The following is a 23757-nucleotide window of genomic DNA, read 5'->3' as shown; positions in this document are numbered from 1 at the left end:
GACGCTATCGACGCAAACCGACGCAGAAAGGATTAAGTGATGAAAAACGTGCAAATTCCTTATGAATTGTTTGTATCTCTGCTCCGCTATCATCTAATGGAAGATGATGATTGTCTGAATGAAATCCGGCAGGGATTGGAGCAGAAATTGGATTCTCTGGTGCGCCATGAATTATATGCGAAATATAAGACTGCGCCCACACAGGAAGAACGGGAAAATGCCAGACAGGAATATCTGGAAAAACGTGGAGTGCCGGATAGCTTCCGCTGGTAGTTTTCCTTTGATGATAACAGACAGGAGCGTGTCACGCTCCTGTGGATAGCAGATAACGAGAAAGGTGTGATTTGATGATAATTCAGCCGGAATGGGGAACCCGGAACGTGAACAAATATTTTTACGAAAATGAAGCCCGTAGGATTGCCGCATTCAATGAAATCTTTGGAGATGTGGAACTGACTGCGGCAGAAATGCGGACGCTGGTATGGCTGTGTGGGTGGGAGGAATGTACAGTAGAAAACGTACTTTCGGCTATCCGAAAAGCTATGGCGGAAGCAAAGCGGCGGGAACAGCCGCCCGTCCGTAGGACGGAAAAGCCCTCGGCAGAGCGCAAAGGCAGCTTTTGATGGACGGAACGGCTGTCAAAAGTGCTTTTGCGTTACTTTCGGCGAAAGTAACAAAGCTTATGCGCCGTATCCGGCGCTGATTACCCGAACAGGGAGAAAGGATATTGATTGAAGCGAACAATCAGCTTTATGACAGGAAAAGGCTCTGTCAACCATAACAGCAGAAAATTTCATGCAAAGAATACTGACCCGGAAAGAAGCTGTCTGAACGTGGAATACTGCAACGAAAATATTAAGGACGTATATCACGAATTGTTTGATGAAGCACTCGCCCGGTACAATGAGAAGCAGACTAGAAGTGACCGCCGGATTGATGATTATTATGGGAAAATCTGTTCCGGCAAGCAGGAAAAACCATTCCATGAGATTATCCTGCAAATCGGGGATAAGGACAACATGGGAGCGAAAACGGAGAACGGACAGCTTGCGGTAAAAGTGTTGGATAAATATATGCAGGACTTTCAGCAACGAAATCCTACGTTGAGGGTGTTCAGTGCCTATCTTCATATGGACGAAGCAACGCCCCACTTGCATATAGATTTTGTACCGTATACGACAGGAAGCAAGCGGGGACTTGATACAAGAGTTTCTTTGAAACAGGCGTTATCTGCTCTCGGATTTAAAGGCGGCGCAAGACGGGAAACGGAATTAAATCAGTGGGTGGCTTATGAGAAAGAACAGCTTGCCGCTGTCATGCTGGAACATGGGATTGAGTGGGAGAAGAAAGGCACACATGAAAAGCATTTATCTGTCTTGGATTTTGAAAAAAAGGAGCGGGCAAAGGAAGTTGCAGAACTGGAAACGAAAAAAGCGGAATTGCAGGAAGAAAACGCTACTTTTCAAGAAATCAACGAAGATTTGCATGAACAGTTGTTACAGGTTGATGATGAGATTCGTTCCTTACAGGAAGATTTGCAGGAGTCCCGGCAGGAAGCAGAGAAAGCACAGAAACAGGCGGACAAATATCAGAAGCGCATGAATGAACTTGCTCCTATGGTAAAGAACATGGAAAAGCTGGCGGCAGACTTTTCCGCAGATCCGGAGCAGACGCTTCCAGAAGCGGCGGTTATGGAATTTGCAAAGTCGTATCGGGAAAAGAAAGCAAAACCGCTGGTAAAGAAAATTGTACAAGTTATGCGCTCCGTTTATTCGGCATATCTGGATATTTCAAATAAGTTTACAAAGCTGCAAGCGGCGTATAACAGGGAACGGAGCGGAAACGAGCGACTGACAAACAGGCTGGAAGAAGTTTTGGAGGAAAACCGGGAATTGAGGATAGTGGTGGAAGATTTTGGGCGTATAAAAGCTGTGGTCGGCTCTGAACAGGTTAATGCTGTGATTGACCGGGTAAAGCAGCAGGAACAGATAGAAGCCGAGCAGAAACGGGCTGCAAGGAGAAAACATAATCGGGAAGCCCACTGACAGGCGGAGGGCTGCTTAAAGACCTCTTAGCTGCATGAAGCGAATCCCCGCCAGTTAGTCAAGAGTGGCGTAGCCGTTAATTTACTCTTGACTGGCTGGTGGGGATTTGCTATTTCCATTTACTCTTTCAAACGAAGAAGTTATAATTAAAATATAAAGGCTGAAGAAAGGTTAAGGGAGAATGGATATTACAAAGGAATTAAAAAAGGATGGTATGTTACTAAAAAAGATTCCTAAAAAGGAACAAACGATAGATATTTGCAAAATGGCTATTAGACAGAATCCTTTAGCTTTACAATTTGTGTCCAGAAAATGTTTGGATTCAAAAATGTGCTTAGCAGCGGTAAAAAAGGATGGACAGGCATTTCGGTATGTTCCTAGTCAATTTATTACGAGGAAAATGTGCGAATTGGCAGTTGAGGCAGACCCGGAACTTTTGAATAATGTACCAGAGAATTTTAGGACATTGAGAATTTGTATAAATGCTATTAAAAAAGATGTAAGTACTTTATCATATGTATCACGAGAAAAAAGATATGAATTGTTTGACAATAACACAGAAATTGATTTAATTAAAAAGGTTGTAGAGCATAATTCTAAATGGTTAATGTATATGCCTAACCGCCCAGATGTGAGGGCGTTTTGTATAAGTTGTATGGAAGAAGATTTTTCTGTTGCACAGTATATGCCAGAGCAGATAAAAATTGCTGATGATATTCTGAACTATCAAAAAACGAAAGGAAAATTACATTTTATACACAAGTATTATAATTCCGAAGAAGGAAAATTTTGTGTAAAAATTAAGGTTGTATGTGGACAACATGCCTCAATATTTGATGAAAATGAGATGATAGAAGAATCATATTGTGTTGTGATGGAATTTGGAGACTTTGACAAGTTTTATAGCTTTTTAGATGGAGATCTTTTTGATGCAGAATTAAGAAAATTTGATTTTAAAGGAATAGATTTAAAGCAATTATAATATTGATGGTGCTACTATCAATAGTGAAATATTGCAATTACAAGGATTATATGACGGGACATATTTTTCATCTATTAAAAAGATTTTGGAAACAGATTCAGATGAATTTATGGGAAGTAATGAGATTATGATACCTAATGAATTTTGTTATCCCAAACCTATAGATGATGATGAACATGAGCGATTTGATATTAGTCATATTCCGTTTTTTTATATTAGTGACATTCACTTAGCACATCGAGTTTGCAATAAATTTAAGGATAAGGCAACAAAAGAAGAAATACGCTCATATATAAAGTATTTAGCAAGAAGTATGGTTTCTTCCATTGGAACCAGGCCATATAATAGCTATTTGCTGATTGCAGGAGATACTTCATCTATTTTTGAGTTTGCCGCTATTTTTTATAACGAACTTATACAGTGGTGGAATCCAAATCAGATAGTGGTTGTGCCTGGTAATCACGAATTATGGGATCCTTGTATTGACATGGAAGATAATATAGAAATATATAGGAAATTTTTTGATGATTTAGGTATAATATTTTTACAAAATGATTTAATGTGTGTAGAAGATAGGAAAAAATGTGAGATATTCAGTGAAGTAGAAATATTGAAAATGAGTGAAGAAGAAATAAGGAGCAAGTCTCAATGTTGTTCGGTCATTATTTTGGGTGGAATAGGATTTAGTGGTTTAAATGAAAAATTCAATGCCTCAAATATTCGATATGGGAAAAGTTTTGATGAATTATCAAGAGAAGCAGCTTTGAGGAAAGATATACAAGAGGCAATTCGTTTTAATACGATATACACCAAAATATTAAAAAGCTTAGGCAAAAGCAGAGTTATTGTCCTTACACACGTCAAAAAAGGAGACTGGAATACTGAACCACATAATCCGTATTGGATATATTTGAATGGGCACAATCACCAAAACTTTTATGAAGTGAGCGATAGAAGAACTATATATGCTGATAACCAAATTGGATATAGAACAAAGAATATTGGGTTAAAATATTTCTATTGTGATAATAATTATGATATATTTGCTTATTATCAAGACGGAATACATGAAATAACACGGGAGCAGTATATTGATTTTAACAGAGGGAAATTGGTTTCCATGTCATTTAAAAGGGAAGATGGAACAATTTATATGCTAAAAAGAAATAGTATATATTTATTTTTGATATACTGTGAATACTCCAAACGTTCAAGAGGAAAATCACTATATCTTATGAATGGTGGAAAGTTGGGGAGATTAGGACGAAATAGGATAGAGGATTTAGCTTATTATTATGATAACCTCAAAAAATATGTGGAAAATGTAAATCAACTACTATACAGGTACGTGGGAGGTCAACAGAGAATTTCCGAATTTATCAAACATCTTGGCGGTTCTGGAAAGATACATGGTTGCATTGTTGATGTAGAAAGACCTAATGAATTAGAAGGATTTTCATATTGTCATTTGTTTGTTAATCCGATAGATGGGAAAGTGACACCATATTTTGCTTATGATGTAAAATCAAGAATTGTATACAAAGATTTTAAGGCTTTACTGCAAGCACATGATAGTTGCAAGTTAATGGCTAATAATTATTTGAGGCTTGAAAAAGAATCTGTGCATAATTTACCGACTATTCAGTATTCGGGGCAGATGGAAGAATGGGAAAATGAAGATTCCATGTATGATGAGGGAGGTTATCTATATAAAATTTCTCGAATTATAAAAAGTTTACAGTATTGTGCGGAGAAAAATATTGTACGTCTTTGGAATGAAGAATTACTCAATTACGATTTTGTAAATAGGATTAAACAATCGAACAAAATTGACGAAATTGTAGATGACAGACTAATGATTGATGAAAAGAGTATTTAATGGTAATGTTACGTTTTAGACATTCTGAAATGCTTGTTTTGTAAGGAATTTCAAACGCTGTGGGAGAGGGTGTGATACTTTATACCTATATCCTCGAAAACGGGCTTCTATTGCGTAACATTTCAAAAATGTATTGTCAATCTGCGAAGATTTGCTATAATAAAGGCGTGGCAACATTTTGGCAACAGAAAATCAGCAAGCCAGAATAAATGATGTAATCGAAGTAAAAATCGGTGTGTATTTGCATAAAACTTAAACAAATACAGTTAATAACAACGAGGGACACGCCGAGTTTGAATAATTTGAAATGCTTTAAGAACCCAGTATTTATGCGGGTTTGCAGCACTTTTAAAAGTCTTTTGATAACAATTTGATAACGGTTGCATGAGAGCCATTATTCTTGTAATCCAGTGGTTTTAGGGTTAGAGAATGATTGACAGGTGGTTGTGCAACAAATAAATTCATATTTATCTAAAAAGCCCTTAGCTGTGGGTATAAAACTCATAGCTAAGGGCTTTTGTCGTGCTTATTTATCTGGTTTGAGTTTGTCTTGGAACATTTCGACCGTAAATGGTAAACCACACATCTCTAGAACTACACCTCCAAGTTTGAGATAATGTTGGAAAAGTTGTACAATACACTTTTCCCATTTTTCACACTAGGAGGTCAATTATGAACACCAAACTTGACACAGCACAGATCCGTGTAAAAAACTGGGCTGCTATTATTCAGGAGCGCAACGAATCTGGTCTGTTTGTCAAAGATTATTGTGCACAGCATCAGCTTTCATGAGACTCTTATTATTACTGGCTCCGCAAAGTGAAAGAGGCCCTGCTTGTAGAAAGCGGCTTTATTGAAGTAACGCAGCCAAAGCAGTTCCCTGTGCAGAGGTCTGTAACAGCTGATCCAAATGAAATGTTAACGCTCAAATTTTGCGGAATGCAGCTTGAGATTCCTATTTCCATTCAAAGGGATACCTTGTCCATGATCATTGAGGTGACCGCCCATGCTCAATGATGCGGATATTTCACGTTTCTATCATGTCTATGTTTTTGTCGGGAAGACCGATCTCCGTAAAGGCATCGATGGCCTGTCAACGTTGGTGAAACAAAAGTTTCAACTGGATCCTTTTCACGCTGGAGACCTGTTTCTCTTCTGTGGTTCCAGTAACCGGAAGATCAAAGGGCTGGTCTGGGAGGAAGACGGCTTCCTGCTTATTTATAAGCGGCTGGAGGTGGGAACTTTTCAATGGCCCCGATCGGAAGCGGAAGCCCGTAACATCACTTCGGAGCAGTATCATCTGCTCATGAGCGGATACTCCATAGATCCATCTGTCCATAAGATCGATCCAAAATATCCAGTGTGACTTTTGAACAAAACAGAGAAGTTTTCTGTTTGATTCGAAAGCCTGTATGGGGATAAAAAGTTCTGTTTTTTATCCGCTTAACATGAATTGTGGACAGTCTTCTCTGCCACATGAAAAGTAAGCCGGATCCACCTGTTTTCAGGCAGCCTGGAAGGTATTCTCTACAGAAAGAACTGCTTTTGGAGCAGGAGTTTTCCACCGTCAAAATACCGAAAAGATATCGGTCTGATTTTTGTGTTTTTTCGCTTCTTCTGTTATACTGGATCCATAAAAGCGAAGGAGACTGATCGTCCGTGTGGCACTTGCGTTATCAAAAGAACAGCTGGCAAAACTGAATAAAAAAGATATCCTGCAGCTCTTGCTTGAAAGCATGGAGCAGGAAAAAGAATTACGTAGCCAGCTGGCTGTTCTTACGGATGAGTTGAAACGGACAAACCAGCAGATGCAGGTGATCCTTGAAAAATGGAACCTTGCGCAGGCAACTCGCTTTGGACGTTCTTCTGAAAAAATGACATATGATACCGGAGCCTGCCAGCAGTTGGAACTAGCCATCATGTACGCGGAATGTTTCAATGAAGCAGAAGCATGTTTTTTACGGCAAATCTTGCTAATAACCCCAGGTTTCGCCTATAATAGGATTCAGTATGAATAATAGAAAGAAGGGGGTTAAGCAATGCAGGCATATACATATATTTCTAAGGGAAAGTTTGAATTAGTGGAAAAACCAAAACCGGTGCTTATGCACGAACGGGATGCGATTGTAAAGGTAACACTGGCCAGCATCTGTTCCAGTGATCTGCATATCAAACACGGAAGTGTGCCGCGGGCGGTCCCTGGAATTACAGTCGGCCATGAGATGGTAGGAATTGTGAAAGAAGTTGGGGCAGCGGTGACCCATGTGAAGCCGGGGGACAGGGTCACTGTAAACGTAGAGACCTTCTGCGGTGAATGCTTTTTCTGTAAAAATGGATATGTAAATAACTGTACGGACGAGAATGGCGGCTGGGCCCTGGGATGCCGTATCGATGGCGGACAGGCCGAATATGTGCGGGTTCCATTTGCAGATCAGGGATTAAATAAGATTCCGGATGGAGTGACGGACCGGCAGGCACTGTTTGTGGGAGATGTGCTGGCGACCGGCTATTGGGCGGCGAGAATCTCTGAGATCACGGAGGAAGATACGGTTCTGATCATCGGTGCCGGTCCGACGGGTATTTGTACCCTTCTATGCGTAATGTTAAAGAAACCGAAACGAATCATTGTCTGCGAGAAAGATGAAAACCGCGTCCGCTTTATAAAGGAGCACTATCCGGATGTATACACCGTTTTACCGGAGGAATGTCTGGAATATGTTCAGAAAAACAGTGATCATGGCGGAGCCGATGTAGTCCTTGAGGTGGCAGGAGCCCCTTCTACTTTCCGGTTAGCCTGGGAATGTGCAAGGCCTAATGCAATCGTCACAGTGGTAGCGCTCTATGACGAAGCCCAGACGCTGCCGCTTCCGGATATGTATGGCAAGAATCTTACCTTTAAAACCGGCGGTGTAGATGGATGCGACTGTGAGGAGACGCTTCGCCTCATTGCAGAGGGCAAGATCGATACGGAACCGCTTATTACCCATACCTATCCGCTTAGCCGGATCGAAGATGCATACGAGCTTTTTGAGAACAAGAAAGATGGAGTGATTAAGGTAGCGGTGGAGTGCTAGTTGGATAAAGAAAGGTAAGAGATACATGCAGAACATCAGATGGGCAGTTCTTGGAACCGGAGTGATTGCAAATGAAATGGCCGTGGCCTTAAAGAAAAACGGGCGAAACATCGATGCGGTGGGTAACAGAACCCATGAGAAAGCGGTTGCATTTGCAGAAAAATATGGGATAAAAAAGGTATATGATAATTATAATGACATGTTTACAGACCCGGATATTGATGTAATCTATATCACAACTCCCCATAATACCCATATTAATTTTATGCGCAGGGCAATTGAGAATGGAAAGCACATTCTGGTCGAAAAATCTATCACCTTAAACAGCCGGGAACTGGATGAGGCAATTGCTCTGGCGGATAAAAAGGGTGTTGTCATAGGTGAGGCCATGACGATTTATCATATGCCGATTTATAAAAAGCTTAAAGAGATTCTTGAGTCAGGGAAACTTGGAAAGGTGAATCTGATCACTATGAATTTTGGAAGCTTCAAAGAATATGATATGAACAACCGCTTTTTTAATAAAAACCTGGCAGGAGGTGCCATGCTGGATATCGGGGTGTACGCGCTTTCCTTTATTCGGTGGTTTATGGATTCCAAGCCGGATCAGCTTTTATCCCAGGTAAAACCGGCACCTACAGGAGTGGATGAACAGGCAGGATTGCTGCTGATGAATCAGGAAGGCCAGATGGCATCTGTCATGTTGTCGCTGCATTCCAAGCAGCCGAAAAGAGGCATGGTATCCTGTGAAAAGGGATATATAGAAATCATGGAATATCCGAGAGCCTGGGAAGCGAGAATCACCTATACAGATTCCGGAGAAACGGAAATGATTCAGACCGGTGAGCATGCAGATGCGCTGGCCTATGAGCTGGCGGATATGGAGAAAGCCATCCGTGGGGATGCAGAATGCATGCATTTGGATTATACAAAAGATGTGATGGATATGATGACGGAATTCAGAAAAGAATGGGGATTTCAGTATCCGGAGGAGATGTAAATTATGGTACGAAAACACATCTTTTTTTCAGGTGATGTCCAGGGCGTCGGCTTCCGCTACCGCTCCTTTTATATCGCCCAGTCCCTTGGCCTGGCCGGCTGGGTGGAGAACCTGTGGGACGGAAGAGTGGAGATGGAAGTGCAGGGAAGCGAAGCTTCCATTCGGGAAATGTTAGATCGGATTCAGCAACAGAGATGGATCAACGTGGCGGATATGGAGATCACAGAGATTCCCTGTGAAGAAGAACGGGGATTTAAGATAAGATAAAAACGAGGGGGATGTTACTATGTTTATCAATTTTTCCAATCATCCAAGCAAACTTTGGGCAGAGGAAGAGAGAAATGCGGCTCTTCAGTATGGCACGATTGAGGATCTGGCCTTTCCGCAGGTTCCGGAAGGCACAGTCTAATCACTGGCTAAGCCAGTGGTCATGATTTGCATTACCAGAGCCAATTCCATTTTTTTGTGTATAAAAATACAGGAAAATGACAAAAAACATGTAAATTTTTAGTTGGCTTTTTAGCATTCTATGGTAGACTAATATGGTATATCAAAAAATGGGAAGGAGACTCAAAAATGAGCCAAAAAGAAGAAAAAGGGCTAAAGTCCTTTAACAAGGGATTCCAAGTGCCAGATACCTACATTATTATCTTTTTAGTAGTCGTTATCGCAGCACTTCTGACATTTCTTGTACCAAAGGGATTTTACGAAACACAGGATATTTCATATATGATCAATGGTGTTGAGAAAACCCGTACAGTAATCAAGGACGGAAGTTTCCAGTATCTGACAGATGATGCAGGAAATGTAGTAACAGAAGGAGTAGCACTCTTTAGCGGAGATGGTGGAACAGGATTCTTCAACTATATGTATAACGGAATCGTAAATAGTTCTGCAATCGAGATAATCGCATTCCTTATGGTAGTAGGTGGTGCATTTGGTATCATGATCCGTACAGGTGCGATTGAATCTGGATTGATCGGATTGATCCGTAAGGCCAAGGGAGCAGAAAAACTACTGATTCCGATACTTTTCGTACTGTTTTCTCTTGGTGGAGCAGTTTTCGGAATGGGAGAAGAAGCGCTTCCGTTTACTATGATTCTTTGTCCGTTGTTTGTAGCAGTTGGATATGATTCAGTTATCGCAGTTCTTGTTACTTATGTTGCCACACAGATTGGTTTCGGTTCATCTTGGATGAATCCGTTCTCTGTAGGCATTGCACAGGGTATTGCAGGTATTGACGTATTCTCCGGTGCAGGATTCCGTATGGTAATGTGGGTCGTATTTACAGCACTCGGCTGTGGAATGACTATGTTCTATGCATCAAAGATTAAAAAGAATCCGACAATCTCAATCGCATATAAGACGGATTCATATTTCCGTGAGCAGAATGAAACAACAGGAATTGACGAAGGACATTCATTTGGTCTTGGACACATTTTAGTCCTTCTGACACTGGCTGTTACAGTAGTATGGGTAGTTTGGGGAGTTATGACTCAGGGATACTACATGCCGGAGATTGCAACACAGTTCTTTATTATGGGAATTGTTTCCGGTGTGTTTGGAGTTATCTTTAAACTGAATGATATGAAACTGAATGATATTGCAACATCTTTCAAAGATGGAGCAAAAGACCTGATCGGTGCTGCCCTTGTCGTTGCTATGGCACAGGGAATCATGCAGGTTCTTGGTGGTTCTGATCCGACAACACCTACAGTTATTAATACAATTATGTATAATATTTCAAATGCATTGTCTGGAGTTTCCGGAGCAGTTGCAGCCGTACTTATGTATCTGTTCCAGTCCGTATTTAACTTCTTCGTTGTATCCGGAACAGGACAGGCTGCCATCACAATGCCGATCATGGCTCCGCTGTCAGACCTGTTAGGTGTTTCGCGTCAGACAGCTGTAGTTGCATTCCAGCTTGGTGATGCATTTACAAACCTGATTGTTCCTACATCCGGATGCTTGATTGGATCTCTTGCAATTGCAAAGATTGAGTGGTCTAACTGGATTAAATTCATGTGGAAATTCCTTGGTGTCTTAATGATTGGTGCAATCATTACAGTTCTTGTTGCAGTTGGAATTGGATTCTAAAATATGTATTTTATCTCAGTCGAGAAGACTCCCACCTCTTTTGGTGGCGAGTAATAGCAAATTTGTCTCAGTGGGAGTGATTTGTGATGAAATTAATTCAGAATATTGATGTTTATGCGCCACAGCATCTGGGGAAAAAAGATGTACTTATAATCAATGATAAGATTGTTAAGATTAAAGATGCGGGTTCTATATCCGCAGACGGATTTCTTTCTGAGGCAGAAAGGATCAATGGAGAGGGGCTACTTTTAACTCCGGGATTCATTGATAGTCATGTTCATGTACTCGGAGGCGGTGGCGAAGGCGGATTCGCCAATCGTACTCCGGAAGCAACCATGGAAGGACTTACGAAGTTTGGAGTGACAACCGTTGTTGGCTGCCTTGGAACAGATGGAATCGGTCGTGATATGTGTGCACTGGTTGCAAAGACAAAAGGATTGAATGAGCAGGGAATGTCTGCATACTGTTATACCGGAAGTTATCAGATTCCGGTCCGCACGTTGACTGACAGTATTGTGAAAGATATTATGATGATTCAGGAAATCATTGGAACGGGAGAAATCGCGATCTCTGATCATCGTTCTTCACAGCCGACTTTCGAGGAATTTGCACGTGTCATTGCGGATACAAGGCTTGGTGGTGTTCTTTCCGGGAAAGCTGGCATTGTAAATGTTCATCTGGGCGATAGTCCGAGATGCTTAGATCTGATTGAACGAGTAGTCGATGAGACAGAGATACCGGCAACTCAAATACTGCCAACACATATCAATCGAAATGAGATGCTTTTTGGCAAGTCGATTGAGTATGCACTGAAAGGCGGAGCAGTAGACTTTACTGGAAATGAAGATATTGACTATTGGGAAACTATCTGTGATGAGGTACGTGTATGTAATGGTATCAAACGGATGTTAGATGCAGGAGTAAATCCTGACCGCATAACAATTTCTTCTGACGGGCAGGGAAGCCTTCCGATGTACAGTAGTGATGGCAAATTCCTTGGAATGGGAGTTGGACAGTCCAGCTGCCTTCTGAAGGAAGTAAAGGAATGTGTATTTAAAACAGAAATTCCTTTAGAAATAGCAATTTCTACAATTACATCGAATCCAGCAGATATTCTTTGTCTTAAGGGAAAAGGTAAGGTTGAAGAAGGCTATGATGCGGATCTTTGTATTCTCGACCAGGAACTTCAGCTTGTTGAAGTGATTGCAAAAGGGAATACAGTTTATAAAAAATAAAGGATATCAGATGTGAGAAGCATCAGTCACTTAGTTGGCTGGTGCTTTTTTGCGTGCTTATACAGTTGATAAAATGATAACCTCGCATAAAAAGAGATGCTGTCTGCTGGTAGAATTAAAAAGAAAAAAAGTTGTTGACATACACCACAAATATAATAACAATTCTAAATGTTTGAATTATAATTATTCTATATGATAGAAGAAGGAGATAAATAATAAATGGATGATTCCTTTCACTACTTGGGAGAGTTATTCTTTTATCTATTTAAGCGACCAGCTTAAGGCAAAGTTGACGGTATATCGGACGTTTTGTCCGAAACCATAGCCTGATCCCTTCTTTTACATACGACAGTATGCCTGAGATACCTTTAGCCAGCCGATAATAGCTGAAATGGATTTTTTCTTTTATAGGGTCTGCTTTCTGTATGATTGCAACCTTCAGGGCATGCGTTTCTGATTTCATGGACATATGTACCAGAAATGCCATGCACAGGGTAATATAAAAATTTAGGGCATTGATTGCAGTGAGCTTCCTTACACGGAAGTTTTCAAACTGAAACATCTGCTTTTTTAGAGGTTTCTGGGCTTTGTGCTTGCAAAATGCTTGCAGTAAGTAAAATTTCTTATAATTTGAAAATACCAAGATGAAAATATCAATGAAAATATCAAGGAAAGAAATCCCTTGACATTTCCCACCAACATGCCTAAAATAATAAACAGATTGCATACATGAAATCAATCAAACCAAACAAACCAAAAGCTATGATCGTGTTCTATAAGATACTGTTTCCGGTCAGAGAGAAGAGGTCAGCGGCTGTGAGCCTTTTTCCGTTCAGACAGATATCCGAATTTCCCACGGGAGCTGCATTGCTGAAATTTAGAGTAGGCATTGCCGTCTGGTGTACGTTACATACCGGAAAGTGTCTGTGGCAGACGAAAAAATGACCTGCCGACAGGAAGCTGGGTGGTACCGCGGTATAGATATGATCGTCCCTTTGCACGTTTTGTGCGAAGGGATTTTTTTATGTCATGTCGCAAGCAACCGCGCGAGACGCCCGAATGTGCCAGAGAACATCCTTTATGCACAAATTCGTGTCCACAAGTTAAAGCAATATCAAGATAAAAAGCAACAAAAGTAATAGAAGGAGAGAAATCATGCAGGATTTAAAAGAACTGAATGAAGTGATCACTGCGATCAAAGAGGAAATCCGCCAGGGTGCGGATGCTCTGACGACTTCCAAGAGTGTCTATGAGTTTAAGAAGACCTTTCTGGATAATAAGCAGGGCAGAATTGGTCTGCTGATGAAAGAAATGCGCAATGTTGCCAATGACCAGAAAGCGGAATTTGGTAAGACTATCAACGGCGCCAAGGAGTGGGCAAACAATTTCTTTGACGAGCTGGATCAGAAATTAAAAGAGAAAGAGCAGCAGCAGCGCTATGAATCGGAGAAGATTGATATCACGATGCCGCCGGTTAAAATCCGTTACGGTAATCTGCATCCAGTTACGACGGTCCGCAATCAGCTGACGGATATCTTTACCTCTATGGGATTTGAGGTATATGAGGGAACCGAGATCGAGACGGATTATTATAACTTTACAGCTTTAAATACACCGCAGGATCATCCGGCGCGCGATATGCAGGATACATTCTATCTGTCTCCGGAATTCTTGCTCCGTACCCAGACATCGGCTGGACAAGTTCATGTTATGGAAGCGAAAAAACCGCCGATCAAGGTTGTTTCCCCGGGTAAGGTATTCCGTTCTGACGATGATGCGACCCATTCTCCGATGTTCAGCCAGATGGAAGGTCTGGTTGTTGATGAGGGCATCACCCTGTGTGATTTAAAGGGTATGCTGGATATGTTTGTTCAGAGAATTTTCGGTGAGCAGACAAAAACGAGACTTCGTCCGTCCTATTTCCCGTTCACGGAGCCGTCTGTTGAGGTCGATGTAAGCTGCTTCCAGTGCGGCGGCAAGGGCTGCCGTCTGTGCAAGGAAACAGGCTGGATCGAGGTTCTCGGCGCTGGTGTGGTAAATAAGAAGGTACTGGAAAACTGCGGCATTGATTCCAATAAATATAGTGGATTCGCATTCGGATTGGGTCTGGAGCGTATCGCAATGCTGAAATACGGCATCAACAACATCAAGATGCTTTTTGAGTCTGATCTGCGTGTGCTGGATCAGATCGATGACTGATCAGGACAGGAGGATTAGAAATGCTTGTACCGTTAAGCTGGTTAAAAGATTATGTAGATATTAATATTTCCGCAGATGAGCTGGAGAAGAAGCTTTTTGACTGTGGATTTGAGGTAGAAGAAAAATGGCAGGTTGGCAAGGATATCAGCGGCATCGTCGTTGGTTATGTTGACTCCTGTGAGCCGATTCCGGAAACACATCTTCATGTGTGCCAGGTCAATGTAGGTGGTCCGGAACTCTTACAGATCTGCTGTGGCGCTGACAATGTAAAAGCTGGCGGAAAATTCCCAGTTGCCATGATTGGCGCGAAAGTATATGCAACTGCAAAAGATCATGTGACGATCGAGGGCGTGGCTACCATTAAAAAGGGTAAATTGAGAGGTTATGAGTCCCAGGGTATGCTGTGTTCCGGTACCGAGCTTGGCTTAAACGAGGATCTGTATCCGGGTGCTGGTTACAACGGATTGCTGGTTCTGCCGGAGGATGCGGAAATTGGTTCGGATGTCAAAGAGCTGACCGGCTTAAATGACTGGATCTTCGATGTTTCTATCACGCAAACCGTCCGGATTGCCAGAGTATTTTCGGTCTGGCAAGAGAGGTTGCTGCCGCACTGGGCGAGCCGCTCAAGACGCCGGCACTGGATTACACTGAGACAGAAGTTGAGAAAGAAGGCTTCAACGTAACGGTAGAGGCACAGGATCTTTGCCCGCGTTACATTGCACACTATGTATATGACGTAAAACTGGGTCAGTCCCCGGCATGGATGAGACGACGTCTGGCTTTGGTAGGGAATAATTCCATTTCCAATATTGTTGATATTACAAACTATATCATGCGTGAGTTAGGTCAGCCGCTTCATGCGTTTGACTGCGATTATCTGGAGGGCAATGCGATCAACGTAAGACGCGCGGCCGAGGGCGAGAAGATCGTGACGCTGGATGAGAAAGAATTTACCTTAAATCCGAACAATCTGGTTATCTGCGACGGCAAAAAGCCGGTAGCACTTGCCGGAATCATGGGTGGTTTAAATTCTGAGATCCGTGATACCACGACGGAAGTGATGTTTGAGGCAGCTAAATTTGCCCGTGACAACATCCGCAGAAGCTCCCGTGCATTAGGACAGGGATCCGACGCGAGCCAGCGATATTCTAAGGGTGTCGATGAGTACACAACCGAGATGGCGATGAAACGTGTCCTGCACCTGGTTGAGGAGCTGGGAGTTGGTAAGATTTCCAAGACCCATAAAAATGTAAATACCGGAAACTCCTTAGAGCCGACTACCTTCAAGACAAGTGTTAAGAAGGTAAACGCTGTTCTGGGTATTACCGTTCCGAACGAGGATATTTTACGCATCCTGACTGGCTTAAACTTCCAGCCGGAGATCAACGGCGACGAACTGACCATGCATTTCCCGGCATACCGCGAGGATATGGAAGATTATCCGGATGTTGCCGAGGAAGTGATCCGTATGTACGGCTACGATCACATCACATCGACCTTCATGCCGAGTGCTAAGGTGACGATCGGTGGAAGCAACCTGCGTCAGAGAACAATTCTGAAAGTAAAGAGAACGCTGTGCAGTGTTGGCGCATTTGAGGGAATCCACTATTCCTTCTTCTCCCCGTCGGATCTGGATGAAATGGGATTTGCAGAGGACGCGCCAGAGCGCAGGGCGATCCGCATCATGAATCCGATCAACGAGGATCTGTCCCTGATGAGAACAACACTGGCACCGCAGATGATTCATGCGATGGGACGCAACCAGAAGAGAGGCATCTTCGAGGGACGTATCTCGAGATTGGAAATGCATTTATTCCGAAGTCCCTGCCTCTGACGGAATATCCGGAAGAGCGAGAGACGCTGTGCATCGGTGCATTTGGTAAGGAAGAGTCCTTCTTTACCTTAAAGGGAATGGCAGAGGCAGTTGCCGATGTTTTAAATATTACTTTTAACTATGAAAAAGCAGAGAAACCGTTCCTGCATCCGTATCAGACCGCAGCGATCTTCTGCGAGGGCGAGGAGATTGGTTACCTCGGTAAGGTAAAATATGAGATCATGAAGGAAGAGGCAATGCGCGAAGATGCGTATGTGTTGGAGATCAGCATGAAAGCGCTGGAGAAATGGTATGGAAAAGCCAAAGTATTTGAGCCGCTTCCAAAATTCCCGGAGGAAAAACGTGATCTGGCGCTGGTTATGGACAAAGACATCACCTGCGGACAGGTTGAGGGCTGTATCCGCGAGGCTTGTGCTTACGTCAAGGATGTTAGCCTGTTCGACGTATACGAGGGCAGACAGATCGCAGCCGATAAGAAATCGATGGCATTTACCGTTCTCTTCACTCCGAAGGAAGAGGCGTTCAAGGCAGATACCGTTGACGGATATGTCAAGAAAGTGCTGAAACAGCTGAATAAGACGTATGGAATTGAGCTGAGAAGCTGATTTTGAAGGAAAGAAAAGGCTGCTGTCCAGAGAGAGAAACTTTGGACGGCAGTCTTTTTGTGTAATAGGAAATTCCTTGGAATTCCCTATTACACAAAAAGGCACTAACGTGCCAATGATGCGCACTCGCGCGAAGCAGAAACATGTCGCAAGCGACCGCGCTCGGCGCGAGAATGTGCCAAGGCACATTCTTTTTCACGTTCATAAAAAAATGTTTGATGATAAGTTTGATTACGCTTCATTTTCTATTCGTATAATCACAATATCATTTAATTTCAAAACCATATTTTTCTGCGGAAGCACCGACAGATCATCGCGCAGCACCAAAAATATCTTGATATTCTGCTCTTCTTCCATCTCTTCAATGGTTTTTCCGGCATACCGTTTATCGACGAAAACCTCGGCAATTTCCTGAATATCCGCGTCCTTCATGCTGGACAGGCTGCTCTTGCGCTGGTACTGTTCGACGAAACCGGCGCTGATGATACCGGTTGGGATCGCGACGGCACCGACTCCGAGGTAGGCGATGCAGATCGCCATCACGCGCCCAAGCGTTGTGACCGGGTAAATATCGCCGTAACCGACGGTCAGCAGCGTGGACATACTCCACCAGATGCCGCTGAATGCATTGCGGAAAATGTCCGGCTGAGCGTTGTGCTCGACACTATACATGCACATGCTGCTCGCCAGCATCAGCACCATGACGATGAACACAGAGGAAATGATCTGGTTCCGTTTTTCATAGAGTACGGTGGTAATGATGTTGAACGAGTCGTATTTCGCATTGAGCCGGAACAGATGGAAAATCCGCGCTACGCGCAGCATACGGAAAATGATGAAGCCCGACAGAAAAAAGACCGGGATGATCGTCAGCAGATCCACCACTCCATCAAAGGAAATGAGAAAGCAGAACCGGGCGCGTCCCGGCGTTTTTTCTGGATAGAGATAGTCGGCAGTCCAGATGCGCAGCGCGTATTCAATACAGAAAATCAGGACACTGGCATGTTCCAGCATGGTAAACAGACCACCGAAGGATGTTAATTGATCGAATGTTTCCAGAAACGTGACAATGATATTGCAGATGATCGTGAAGGTGATGAAAATATCGAATGCACGGCTGATACGGTTGCTCTTGTCGCCGATCTGGATGATGTTAAATATTTTTTCTTTCATAGTGGATATTTTTATAATAATTTTTGGGTGAATGTGTTTCCCTGTTGGTATAAAAGAGGGGGGTATCTCAGTCGAGAAGATTCCTACCTCTTCAGGAGGTGAGTAATAGCAAATTTGTCTCAGTGGAAGCCTTGTCTCCGACTGAGATAAACGCTCCGCGAGGATGCGCAGTGATTCTGATAGGAATATGTCAGCTTCGCTGACCAGAATCACGCACCAAGTCTCACGGACGTTCGACTTGAATATAGTTGCAGATACTATTATTGTATCATTTTCAGGCATCCCTTGCAATCTTTCTGGTGTCTGGGTATAATTTCTGTAGGTAATTTAAAAAGGTAAAATGCTTTGTTTAGAACGGTCGCATTTAAATATAGAAGGTGCCGTGTAATAGCAAGCATGCTCACAAAGGAGGAATAAGATGCTGTTTATTTATTATCCAAAATGCAGTACCTGCCAGAAAGCGAAAAAATGGCTGGATGCACAGGAAATTTCATATATAGAGCGCCATATCGTGGAGGAAAATCCGACGTATGAGGAATTGAAGAAGTGGCAGGCGAGAAGCGGGCTGCCGATCAAGAAATTTTTCAATACGAGCGGGATGCTATATAAGGAAATGCAGTTAAAGGATAAGCTGCCGCAGATGAGCGAGGACGAACAGTTGAAGTTGCTTGCCACCAATGGGATGTTGGTAAAACGCCCTGTCATTGTGGATGGAGATACTGTTTTAACGGGATTTCGGGAAAAGGAATGGGAAGAAAAGCTGCGGTGATGGACTGGGAGCAGAAGTTTCCTTTCTTACGCGAAAAAGGACACGTGGTTTCGCTGATTGGCGGAGGCGGAAAGACGACGCTTCTGTATGCGCTGTCGGCGTACTGCACGGCGAAGGGATGGCGGGTGCTGACGGCGACGACGACGCATATTCGGAAGCCGGTAAATGTGCCGTGGATTGCGGTAAATGAGGAAGAAAATACCGCGTGGGAGAATGCCGGAAAAGAGCGCGATCGTCTCTGGCAGCAGGGAACCTACGTCGTAGCCGGAACCCCAGCCCCACACGAAAAATTGACAATTCTGCCAGAATCGATTCGAAGCGAGTGGATTTCGGATGCAGATATCACATTTCTGGAGGCGGATGGCGCGAAATGTCTTCCGTGTAAATTTCCGGCGGCGCATGAGCCGGTGATACTGCCGCAGAGCGATATCGTGCTGGCGGTCGCGGGGCTGAGTGCCCTGTATCGTCCGCTGGGGGAGGTGTGCTTCCGGGCGGAGCTGGCGATTGAGGCGTGGAACAGGGATGTGTGCGAGTATGGGGACGCAGCTTATCCCAAAGAAGGAAAAAGACTGCTCAAAGAAGTGCCCATTTCGAAAGATACGCCTTTGACCCCAGAACTTCTGGCGTGGCTTCTTGGTAGCGAAAACGGTGCCAGAAAAGATATATCGGGGCGTTTGTTTTTTGTGGTTCTGAACCAGGCGGACACGTCAGAGCGCCGGGAGGATGGCAGAAAGGTACTGGATATCCTGAAACATAGCTACGGAATTCAGGGAATTTTAACTTCCTTTTCAGGATCAGAACGAAATCAGGAGTGAGAGAGATGAGTGAGAAAAAGGATATCGTATTTTGTACGGGCGGCGGCTGTACGGCAAAGCTGGGAGCCGGTGTTTTAAGCCGCATTTTGGAAAAACTACCGCGCGGCGAGAAGGATCCGAATCTTTTAGTCGGATATGACAGCCGGGACGATGCGGCAGTGTATCAGGTCACAGAGGATCTGGCGCTGGTGCAGACGGTTGATTTCTTCCCGCCGATGGTGGACGATCCGTATATTTTTGGACAGGTTGCAGCGGCAAATGCGCTGAGCGACGTGTACGCGATGGGCGGTGAGGTCAAGACGGCGCTGAATCTGGTGTGTTTTCCGGAATCAATGGATTTGAATGTTCTGGGACAGATTTTACAGGGCGGCGCGGAGAAGGTGGCAGAAGCAGGCGGCATTCTCGCGGGCGGTCACTCGATTGCGGACACGGGCGTGAAATACGGTTTGTCCGTGACGGGACTGGTAAATCCGAAAAAGCTGTACGCCAATGATGCCGGACAGCCGGGCGACCGCCTGATTTTGACAAAGGCATTGGGTGTTGGGCTGATTTGTTCGGCAAACCGCGTCGGAGAAGTGACAAAAGAGCAGATGGACGGGGCGGTACAGTCGATGACGACGCTCAATAAAACAGCGGCGGAAATCAGCCGGAAGTACACGGTTCATGCGTGCACAGATGTGACTGGGTTCGGTTTTCTGGGACATCTGCATGAAATGATGGGGCGCGGGCTGTCGTGCGAGATTGATGTGAAGCATATCCCGGTGCTTCCGGGCGCACGTGAGTCGGCAGATGCGTTTTTATACACGGCGGCAGGACAGAGAAACCGCAACCATGTCGGGGCGGCGGTGCAGTTTGAAAATGTACCGTTTTCAATGGAAGAGGTCTTGTTTGACCCGCAGACCTCCGGCGGACTTCTGATGGCAGCTGCCCCGGATGAGGCGGAGAAACTGGAACAGGAGCTGCAGAACGCCGGGCTTCCGGCGCGGATCGTGGGAACGATCACGGAACCGGGAGAGGTTGAAATTTTTGTACGAGGATAGGAGGAAACAGAAATGAAGAAAGTAGATGCAAGAGGAGACGCATGCCCGATTCCGGTCGTAAAGGCAAAACACGCGATAGAGGAACTTTCGGGTGCCGGACAGGTGGAAGTGCTGGTGGATAATGAGATTGCAGTTCAGAATCTGACGAAAATGGCGGAGCAGAAGGGCTATCAGAGCAGTGCAAAGAAGCTGGCGGATCAGGAATATCAGGTTATCTTTACGGTGGGTGAGCAGACAGAAGAGGAAAAAGCACAGGCAGGAGCCGGATGCGAAGCCTGTATTCCGGACAGCCGTACCGATACCGTGGTTGTGATTGCCAATGATAAGATGGGCGAGGGCAGTGAGGAACTTGGAAAGACGCTTTTGAAAGCATTTACATTTGCCCTGACCCAGCAGGACAACTTGCCGAAAACCATTCTTTTCTATAACGGCGGAGCCAGTCTGACCTGTGAAGGATCTCCGATGCTGGAGGATCTGAAGACACTGGAGGCAGAAGGTGTGGAGATCCTGACCTGCGGCACCTGCCTGAATTTCTATGGTCTGACCGAGAAGCTGGCAGTCGGCGGTGTAACCAACATGTATGTCATCGCTGAAAAAATGCTGGGCGCTGGAAATGTGGTAAAACCATGATTTATATGGACAATGCGGCGACTTCGCTTCAAAAGCCGCTGCAGGTGGAACAGGCAGTCCTTGAGGCGCTTCGCACCGCAGGAAATCCGGGGCGCGGCGCGCATGAGGCAACCTTACATGCTTCAAGACTGGTGTACGGGGCACGTGCGGCAGCAGCAGAATTGTTTGATGCGGAAGATGCGTCGCGGATTGCCTTTACGGCAAACGCAACGGAGGCGCTGAACATAGCCATTTCCGGGCTGATTCGTCCGGGCGATCACGTGATCACGACGGTCTGTGAGCATAATTCGGTGCTGCGTCCTCTTTATCGTCTGCGTGATCAGGGTTCGATGCTTAGTTTTGTGGGTGTGGATGCGCGTGGAAATCTAAAATATGAAGAGTTGGAAGCATTTCTGCGCCCAGAGACGCGTGCGGTGGTAATTACCGGCGCCTCCAACGTGACAGGAAATGTGACGGATCTTTCCTATATTTCTTCGTTTGTTAAACGGAATGGACTGCTTCTGATTGTGGATGCGTCGCAGACTGCAGGGGAAGAACTGTTTTCCGTGCAGAAGCTCGGAATCGACGTGCTCTGTTTTACCGGGCATAAGGCGCTTCTGGGACCACAGGGAACCGGCGGGCTGTATGTGAAGCCGGGACTTTCGGTGGAACCACTTCTGGTTGGCGGCAGCGGCATTCACAGTTATGATGAACACCATCCGAAGGAAATGCCAACGGCACTCGAAGCCGGGACGCTCAATGTCCATGGTCTGGCGGGGCTGGCAGCAGGCATCCGTTACCGGATGGATCAGGGGATCGAGAAATTGCAGAAACGGGAGCGGGATTTAACACGCCGTTTTTACGAACAGGTGAAGGAAATTCCGGGCATCATTGTGTATGGAGATCCGGCGGCAAAATGTCATGCGCCGATCGTTTCTCTCAACCTTGCCGGGGAAGATTCGGCACGTGTGGCGGATGCACTCTGGGAGGAATACGGCATCTGCGTCCGCGCGGGGGCACACTGTGCGCCGCTCATGCACCGGGCGCTTGGAACGGTCGGTCAGGGAGTGGTGCGGTTCAGTTTTTCGCATTTTAATACGGAAGAGGAGATTGAGAGGGCAGCAGAAGCAGTTCGGGCACTGGCAGAGGAAGCGTAGGGGAGAAATTGGTAGTATGAGAGAAAAACATCCATTTATCGTACTGTCCTTTCAGACAACTGTGGCGGCGATGGAATGGGAAAAACGATGTATGGAAACGGGCATTCCGGGACGTTTAATTCCACTTCCGAGGGAGATTTCTGCCGGCTGTGGTCTTGCGTGGCGGATGCGTCCGGAAGAGTGGGAGCAGTGGAGCGGACGGGTAGACACTTCTGTTTATGATAAGGTGTCGTGTGTGTGGCAGTAAAAAGAATTACTCTAAAAGCAGAAAACACAATCAAAGGAATTATTTGAAGAAGAAGCTGCATAAACAGGTAATGGAAATAATAGTAACAAAAGTGAGATAGGAGAAGGCATCCTCATGAAACGAGATGATTTAATTATTGTGCGCGGCGGCGGTGACCTGGCAACTGGGACGATTCATCGACTCTGGGCGGCAGGGCTTCGGGTGCTGGTGCTGGAGATTGAAAATCCGGCGGCGATCCGGCGGCAGGTGGCGTTGTGCGAGGCGGTTTATACGAAAACAACGGAGGTTGAGGGGCTTCGTGCTGTCCGGATTGAACGATATGAGGAGGCAGAAGCGGTCTGGCAGGAAAATAGCGTGCCGATTTTGATTGATCCGAAAGGCGTGTCGATTGGAGCGCTGAAACCGGCTGTTGTGATCGATGCGATTCTGGCAAAGCGAAATCTTGGAACCCGTCGGGATATGGCACCGCTCACGATTGCACTTGGTCCGGGCTTTACGGCAGGTGAGGATGTGGATGTTGTGGTGGAGACAAAGCGCGGTCACCGGCTGGGGCGAATTATCCGCGAGGGTGCGGCGATCCCGAATACAGGGATTCCGGGCGTGATCGCTGGATACGGTGCAGAGCGGGTGATTCACGCGCAGGCAGCGGGTATTTTCAAAAATATGCGTGTGATCGGTGATATCGTCGAAGCCGGGGACACGATCGCGGAGATTTGGCAGGAGGACGGAACGAAACTTCTGGTTCAGACACAGATCACAGGCATTCTGCGAGGTCTTTTGCGGGATGGTTATCGGGTGACGGAACATTTCAAGGTAGCAGATGTCGATCCGAGAAAAGAGGAACTTTCCAACTGTTTTCTGATCTCGGACAAGGCGAGATGTATCGCGGGAAGTGTACTGGAGTTGGTGTGTGCCCAGTTATGGAAGTAAAAGAGAGACTATAGCAATAGTTCCTTTGAGAAAAATTCTAAGAAATTTCATCCTAATCATTGACGTA

The 23757-nt window shown here is 44.9% G+C and carries 26 protein-coding genes; 25 read left to right on the top strand and 1 reads right to left on the bottom strand.

The annotated features are described in order from the left end of the window. Window positions 1-39: 39 nt before the first annotated feature. From DWZ16_RS09045 to DWZ16_RS16805, 18 genes are all read left to right on the top strand, one after another. Window positions 40-273 (top strand): hypothetical protein, encoded by a 234-nt coding sequence (locus tag DWZ16_RS09045; RefSeq protein WP_055168133.1) that lies wholly within the window; start codon window positions 40-42, stop codon window positions 271-273. Window positions 274-344: 71 nt separating this feature from the next. Continuing rightward, complete coding sequence (locus DWZ16_RS09040; RefSeq protein ID WP_242853974.1) at window positions 345-623, top strand: hypothetical protein; 279 nt, start codon at window positions 345-347, stop codon at window positions 621-623. A 129-nt stretch (window positions 624-752) separates the two neighbouring features. After that, on the top strand, window positions 753-2045 hold the full coding sequence (locus DWZ16_RS09035; RefSeq protein WP_118522650.1) for a plasmid recombination protein: 1293 nt from the start codon (window positions 753-755) through the stop codon (window positions 2043-2045). A 181-nt stretch (window positions 2046-2226) separates the two neighbouring features. Then, window positions 2227-3027 carry a DUF4116 domain-containing protein gene (locus DWZ16_RS09030; protein WP_118522649.1) on the top strand — a complete coding sequence of 267 codons (801 nt, stop codon included), beginning with the start codon at window positions 2227-2229 and terminating at the stop codon, window positions 3025-3027. Window positions 3028-3136: 109 nt separating this feature from the next. Continuing rightward, complete coding sequence (locus DWZ16_RS09025) at window positions 3137-4906, top strand: metallophosphoesterase (RefSeq protein WP_118522648.1); 1770 nt, start codon at window positions 3137-3139, stop codon at window positions 4904-4906. Window positions 4907-5912: 1006 nt separating this feature from the next. Continuing rightward, window positions 5913-6272, top strand: coding sequence for an IS66 family insertion sequence element accessory protein TnpB (gene tnpB / locus DWZ16_RS09015; RefSeq protein WP_118522646.1), 360 nt, complete (start codon window positions 5913-5915; stop codon window positions 6270-6272). Between the two features lie 295 nt (window positions 6273-6567). Next, window positions 6568-6924, top strand: a complete 357-nt coding sequence (locus DWZ16_RS09010; RefSeq protein WP_118468211.1) for a hypothetical protein — start codon at window positions 6568-6570, stop codon at window positions 6922-6924. Between the two features lie 21 nt (window positions 6925-6945). Further along, window positions 6946-7980, top strand: coding sequence for an alcohol dehydrogenase (locus DWZ16_RS09005; RefSeq protein WP_118522645.1), 1035 nt, complete (start codon window positions 6946-6948; stop codon window positions 7978-7980). Between the two features lie 25 nt (window positions 7981-8005). After that, on the top strand, window positions 8006-8980 hold the full coding sequence (locus DWZ16_RS09000; protein ID WP_118522644.1) for a Gfo/Idh/MocA family protein: 975 nt from the start codon (window positions 8006-8008) through the stop codon (window positions 8978-8980). A gap of 3 nt (window positions 8981-8983) precedes the next feature. Next, on the top strand, window positions 8984-9247 hold the full coding sequence (locus DWZ16_RS08995; RefSeq protein WP_182426641.1) for an acylphosphatase: 264 nt from the start codon (window positions 8984-8986) through the stop codon (window positions 9245-9247). Window positions 9248-9266: 19 nt separating this feature from the next. Further along, window positions 9267-9389 carry a hypothetical protein gene (locus tag DWZ16_RS16810; RefSeq protein ID WP_270252467.1) on the top strand — a complete coding sequence of 41 codons (123 nt, stop codon included), beginning with the start codon at window positions 9267-9269 and terminating at the stop codon, window positions 9387-9389. Window positions 9390-9556: 167 nt separating this feature from the next. Then, the gene (gene yfcC, locus DWZ16_RS08990; protein ID WP_117796202.1) at window positions 9557-11077 is read left to right on the top strand and encodes a putative basic amino acid antiporter YfcC; all 1521 of its coding nucleotides are present in this window, start codon (window positions 9557-9559) and stop codon (window positions 11075-11077) included. 86 nt (window positions 11078-11163) lie between these two features. Beyond that, complete coding sequence (iadA, locus tag DWZ16_RS08985) at window positions 11164-12312, top strand: beta-aspartyl-peptidase (protein WP_107000542.1); 1149 nt, start codon at window positions 11164-11166, stop codon at window positions 12310-12312. Window positions 12313-13238: 926 nt separating this feature from the next. Continuing rightward, window positions 13239-13451, top strand: a complete 213-nt coding sequence (locus tag DWZ16_RS15350) for a hypothetical protein (protein WP_147353411.1) — start codon at window positions 13239-13241, stop codon at window positions 13449-13451. Window positions 13452-13467: 16 nt separating this feature from the next. After that, on the top strand, window positions 13468-14511 hold the full coding sequence (pheS, locus tag DWZ16_RS08975) for a phenylalanine--tRNA ligase subunit alpha (protein ID WP_022359088.1): 1044 nt from the start codon (window positions 13468-13470) through the stop codon (window positions 14509-14511). Between the two features lie 20 nt (window positions 14512-14531). Next, on the top strand, window positions 14532-15194 hold the full coding sequence (gene ytpR / locus DWZ16_RS16185) for a YtpR family tRNA-binding protein (RefSeq protein ID WP_243021981.1): 663 nt from the start codon (window positions 14532-14534) through the stop codon (window positions 15192-15194). 80 nt (window positions 15195-15274) lie between these two features. Next, a complete protein-coding gene (locus DWZ16_RS16180; protein ID WP_412694316.1) occupies window positions 15275-16345 on the top strand; it encodes a phenylalanine--tRNA ligase subunit beta in 1071 nt (356 codons plus the stop codon). Then, window positions 16309-16950: a hypothetical protein gene (locus DWZ16_RS16805; protein WP_412694317.1), complete on the top strand. Its 642-nt coding sequence runs from the start codon at window positions 16309-16311 to the stop codon at window positions 16948-16950. The genes DWZ16_RS16180 and DWZ16_RS16805 overlap by 37 nt, the downstream gene beginning before the upstream one ends. 231 nt (window positions 16951-17181) lie before the next feature. On the opposite strand, the gene DWZ16_RS08965 is transcribed toward DWZ16_RS16805, so the two are convergent. After that, entirely contained in the window at window positions 17182-18123 is a 942-nt protein-coding gene (locus DWZ16_RS08965) for an ion transporter (protein ID WP_022359086.1), read from the bottom strand. A 418-nt stretch (window positions 18124-18541) separates the two neighbouring features. On the opposite strand from DWZ16_RS08965, the gene DWZ16_RS08960 reads away from it, so the two are divergent. The 7 genes from DWZ16_RS08960 to yqeB all read left to right on the top strand — a co-directional run bounded on the left by DWZ16_RS08960 (window position 18542) and on the right by yqeB (window position 23690). Continuing rightward, window positions 18542-18892, top strand: a complete 351-nt coding sequence (locus DWZ16_RS08960; protein WP_118522643.1) for an arsenate reductase family protein — start codon at window positions 18542-18544, stop codon at window positions 18890-18892. Then, window positions 18871-19707, top strand: coding sequence for a selenium cofactor biosynthesis protein YqeC (gene yqeC, locus DWZ16_RS08955; RefSeq protein WP_243021980.1), 837 nt, complete (start codon window positions 18871-18873; stop codon window positions 19705-19707). Before DWZ16_RS08960 ends, yqeC begins: the two co-directional genes overlap by 22 nt. Window positions 19708-19712: 5 nt before the next feature. Then, window positions 19713-20747 (top strand): selenide, water dikinase SelD, encoded by a 1035-nt coding sequence (gene selD / locus DWZ16_RS08950; RefSeq protein WP_117796198.1) that lies wholly within the window; start codon window positions 19713-19715, stop codon window positions 20745-20747. A 12-nt stretch (window positions 20748-20759) separates the two neighbouring features. Further along, the gene (gene yedF / locus DWZ16_RS08945; protein WP_022359082.1) at window positions 20760-21377 is read left to right on the top strand and encodes a sulfurtransferase-like selenium metabolism protein YedF; all 618 of its coding nucleotides are present in this window, start codon (window positions 20760-20762) and stop codon (window positions 21375-21377) included. Then, window positions 21374-22513, top strand: coding sequence for an aminotransferase class V-fold PLP-dependent enzyme (locus DWZ16_RS08940; RefSeq protein ID WP_118472185.1), 1140 nt, complete (start codon window positions 21374-21376; stop codon window positions 22511-22513). The genes yedF and DWZ16_RS08940 overlap by 4 nt, the downstream gene beginning before the upstream one ends. Before the next feature lie 16 nt (window positions 22514-22529). Then, window positions 22530-22760 carry a DUF3343 domain-containing protein gene (locus DWZ16_RS08935; protein WP_118522642.1) on the top strand — a complete coding sequence of 77 codons (231 nt, stop codon included), beginning with the start codon at window positions 22530-22532 and terminating at the stop codon, window positions 22758-22760. Between the two features lie 114 nt (window positions 22761-22874). Continuing rightward, the gene (gene yqeB, locus DWZ16_RS08930; RefSeq protein WP_118522641.1) at window positions 22875-23690 is read left to right on the top strand and encodes a selenium-dependent molybdenum cofactor biosynthesis protein YqeB; all 816 of its coding nucleotides are present in this window, start codon (window positions 22875-22877) and stop codon (window positions 23688-23690) included. Window positions 23691-23757: the final 67 nt, after the last annotated feature.

Origin of the sequence: Clostridium sp. AF29-8BH, assembly GCF_003478145.1 — a bacterium.
GTDB lineage: Bacteria > Bacillota > Clostridia > Lachnospirales > Lachnospiraceae > Otoolea > Otoolea fessa.
Note: the sequence above shows the minus strand (reverse complement) of the source record. Positions and strands in the feature narration are given on the sequence as shown.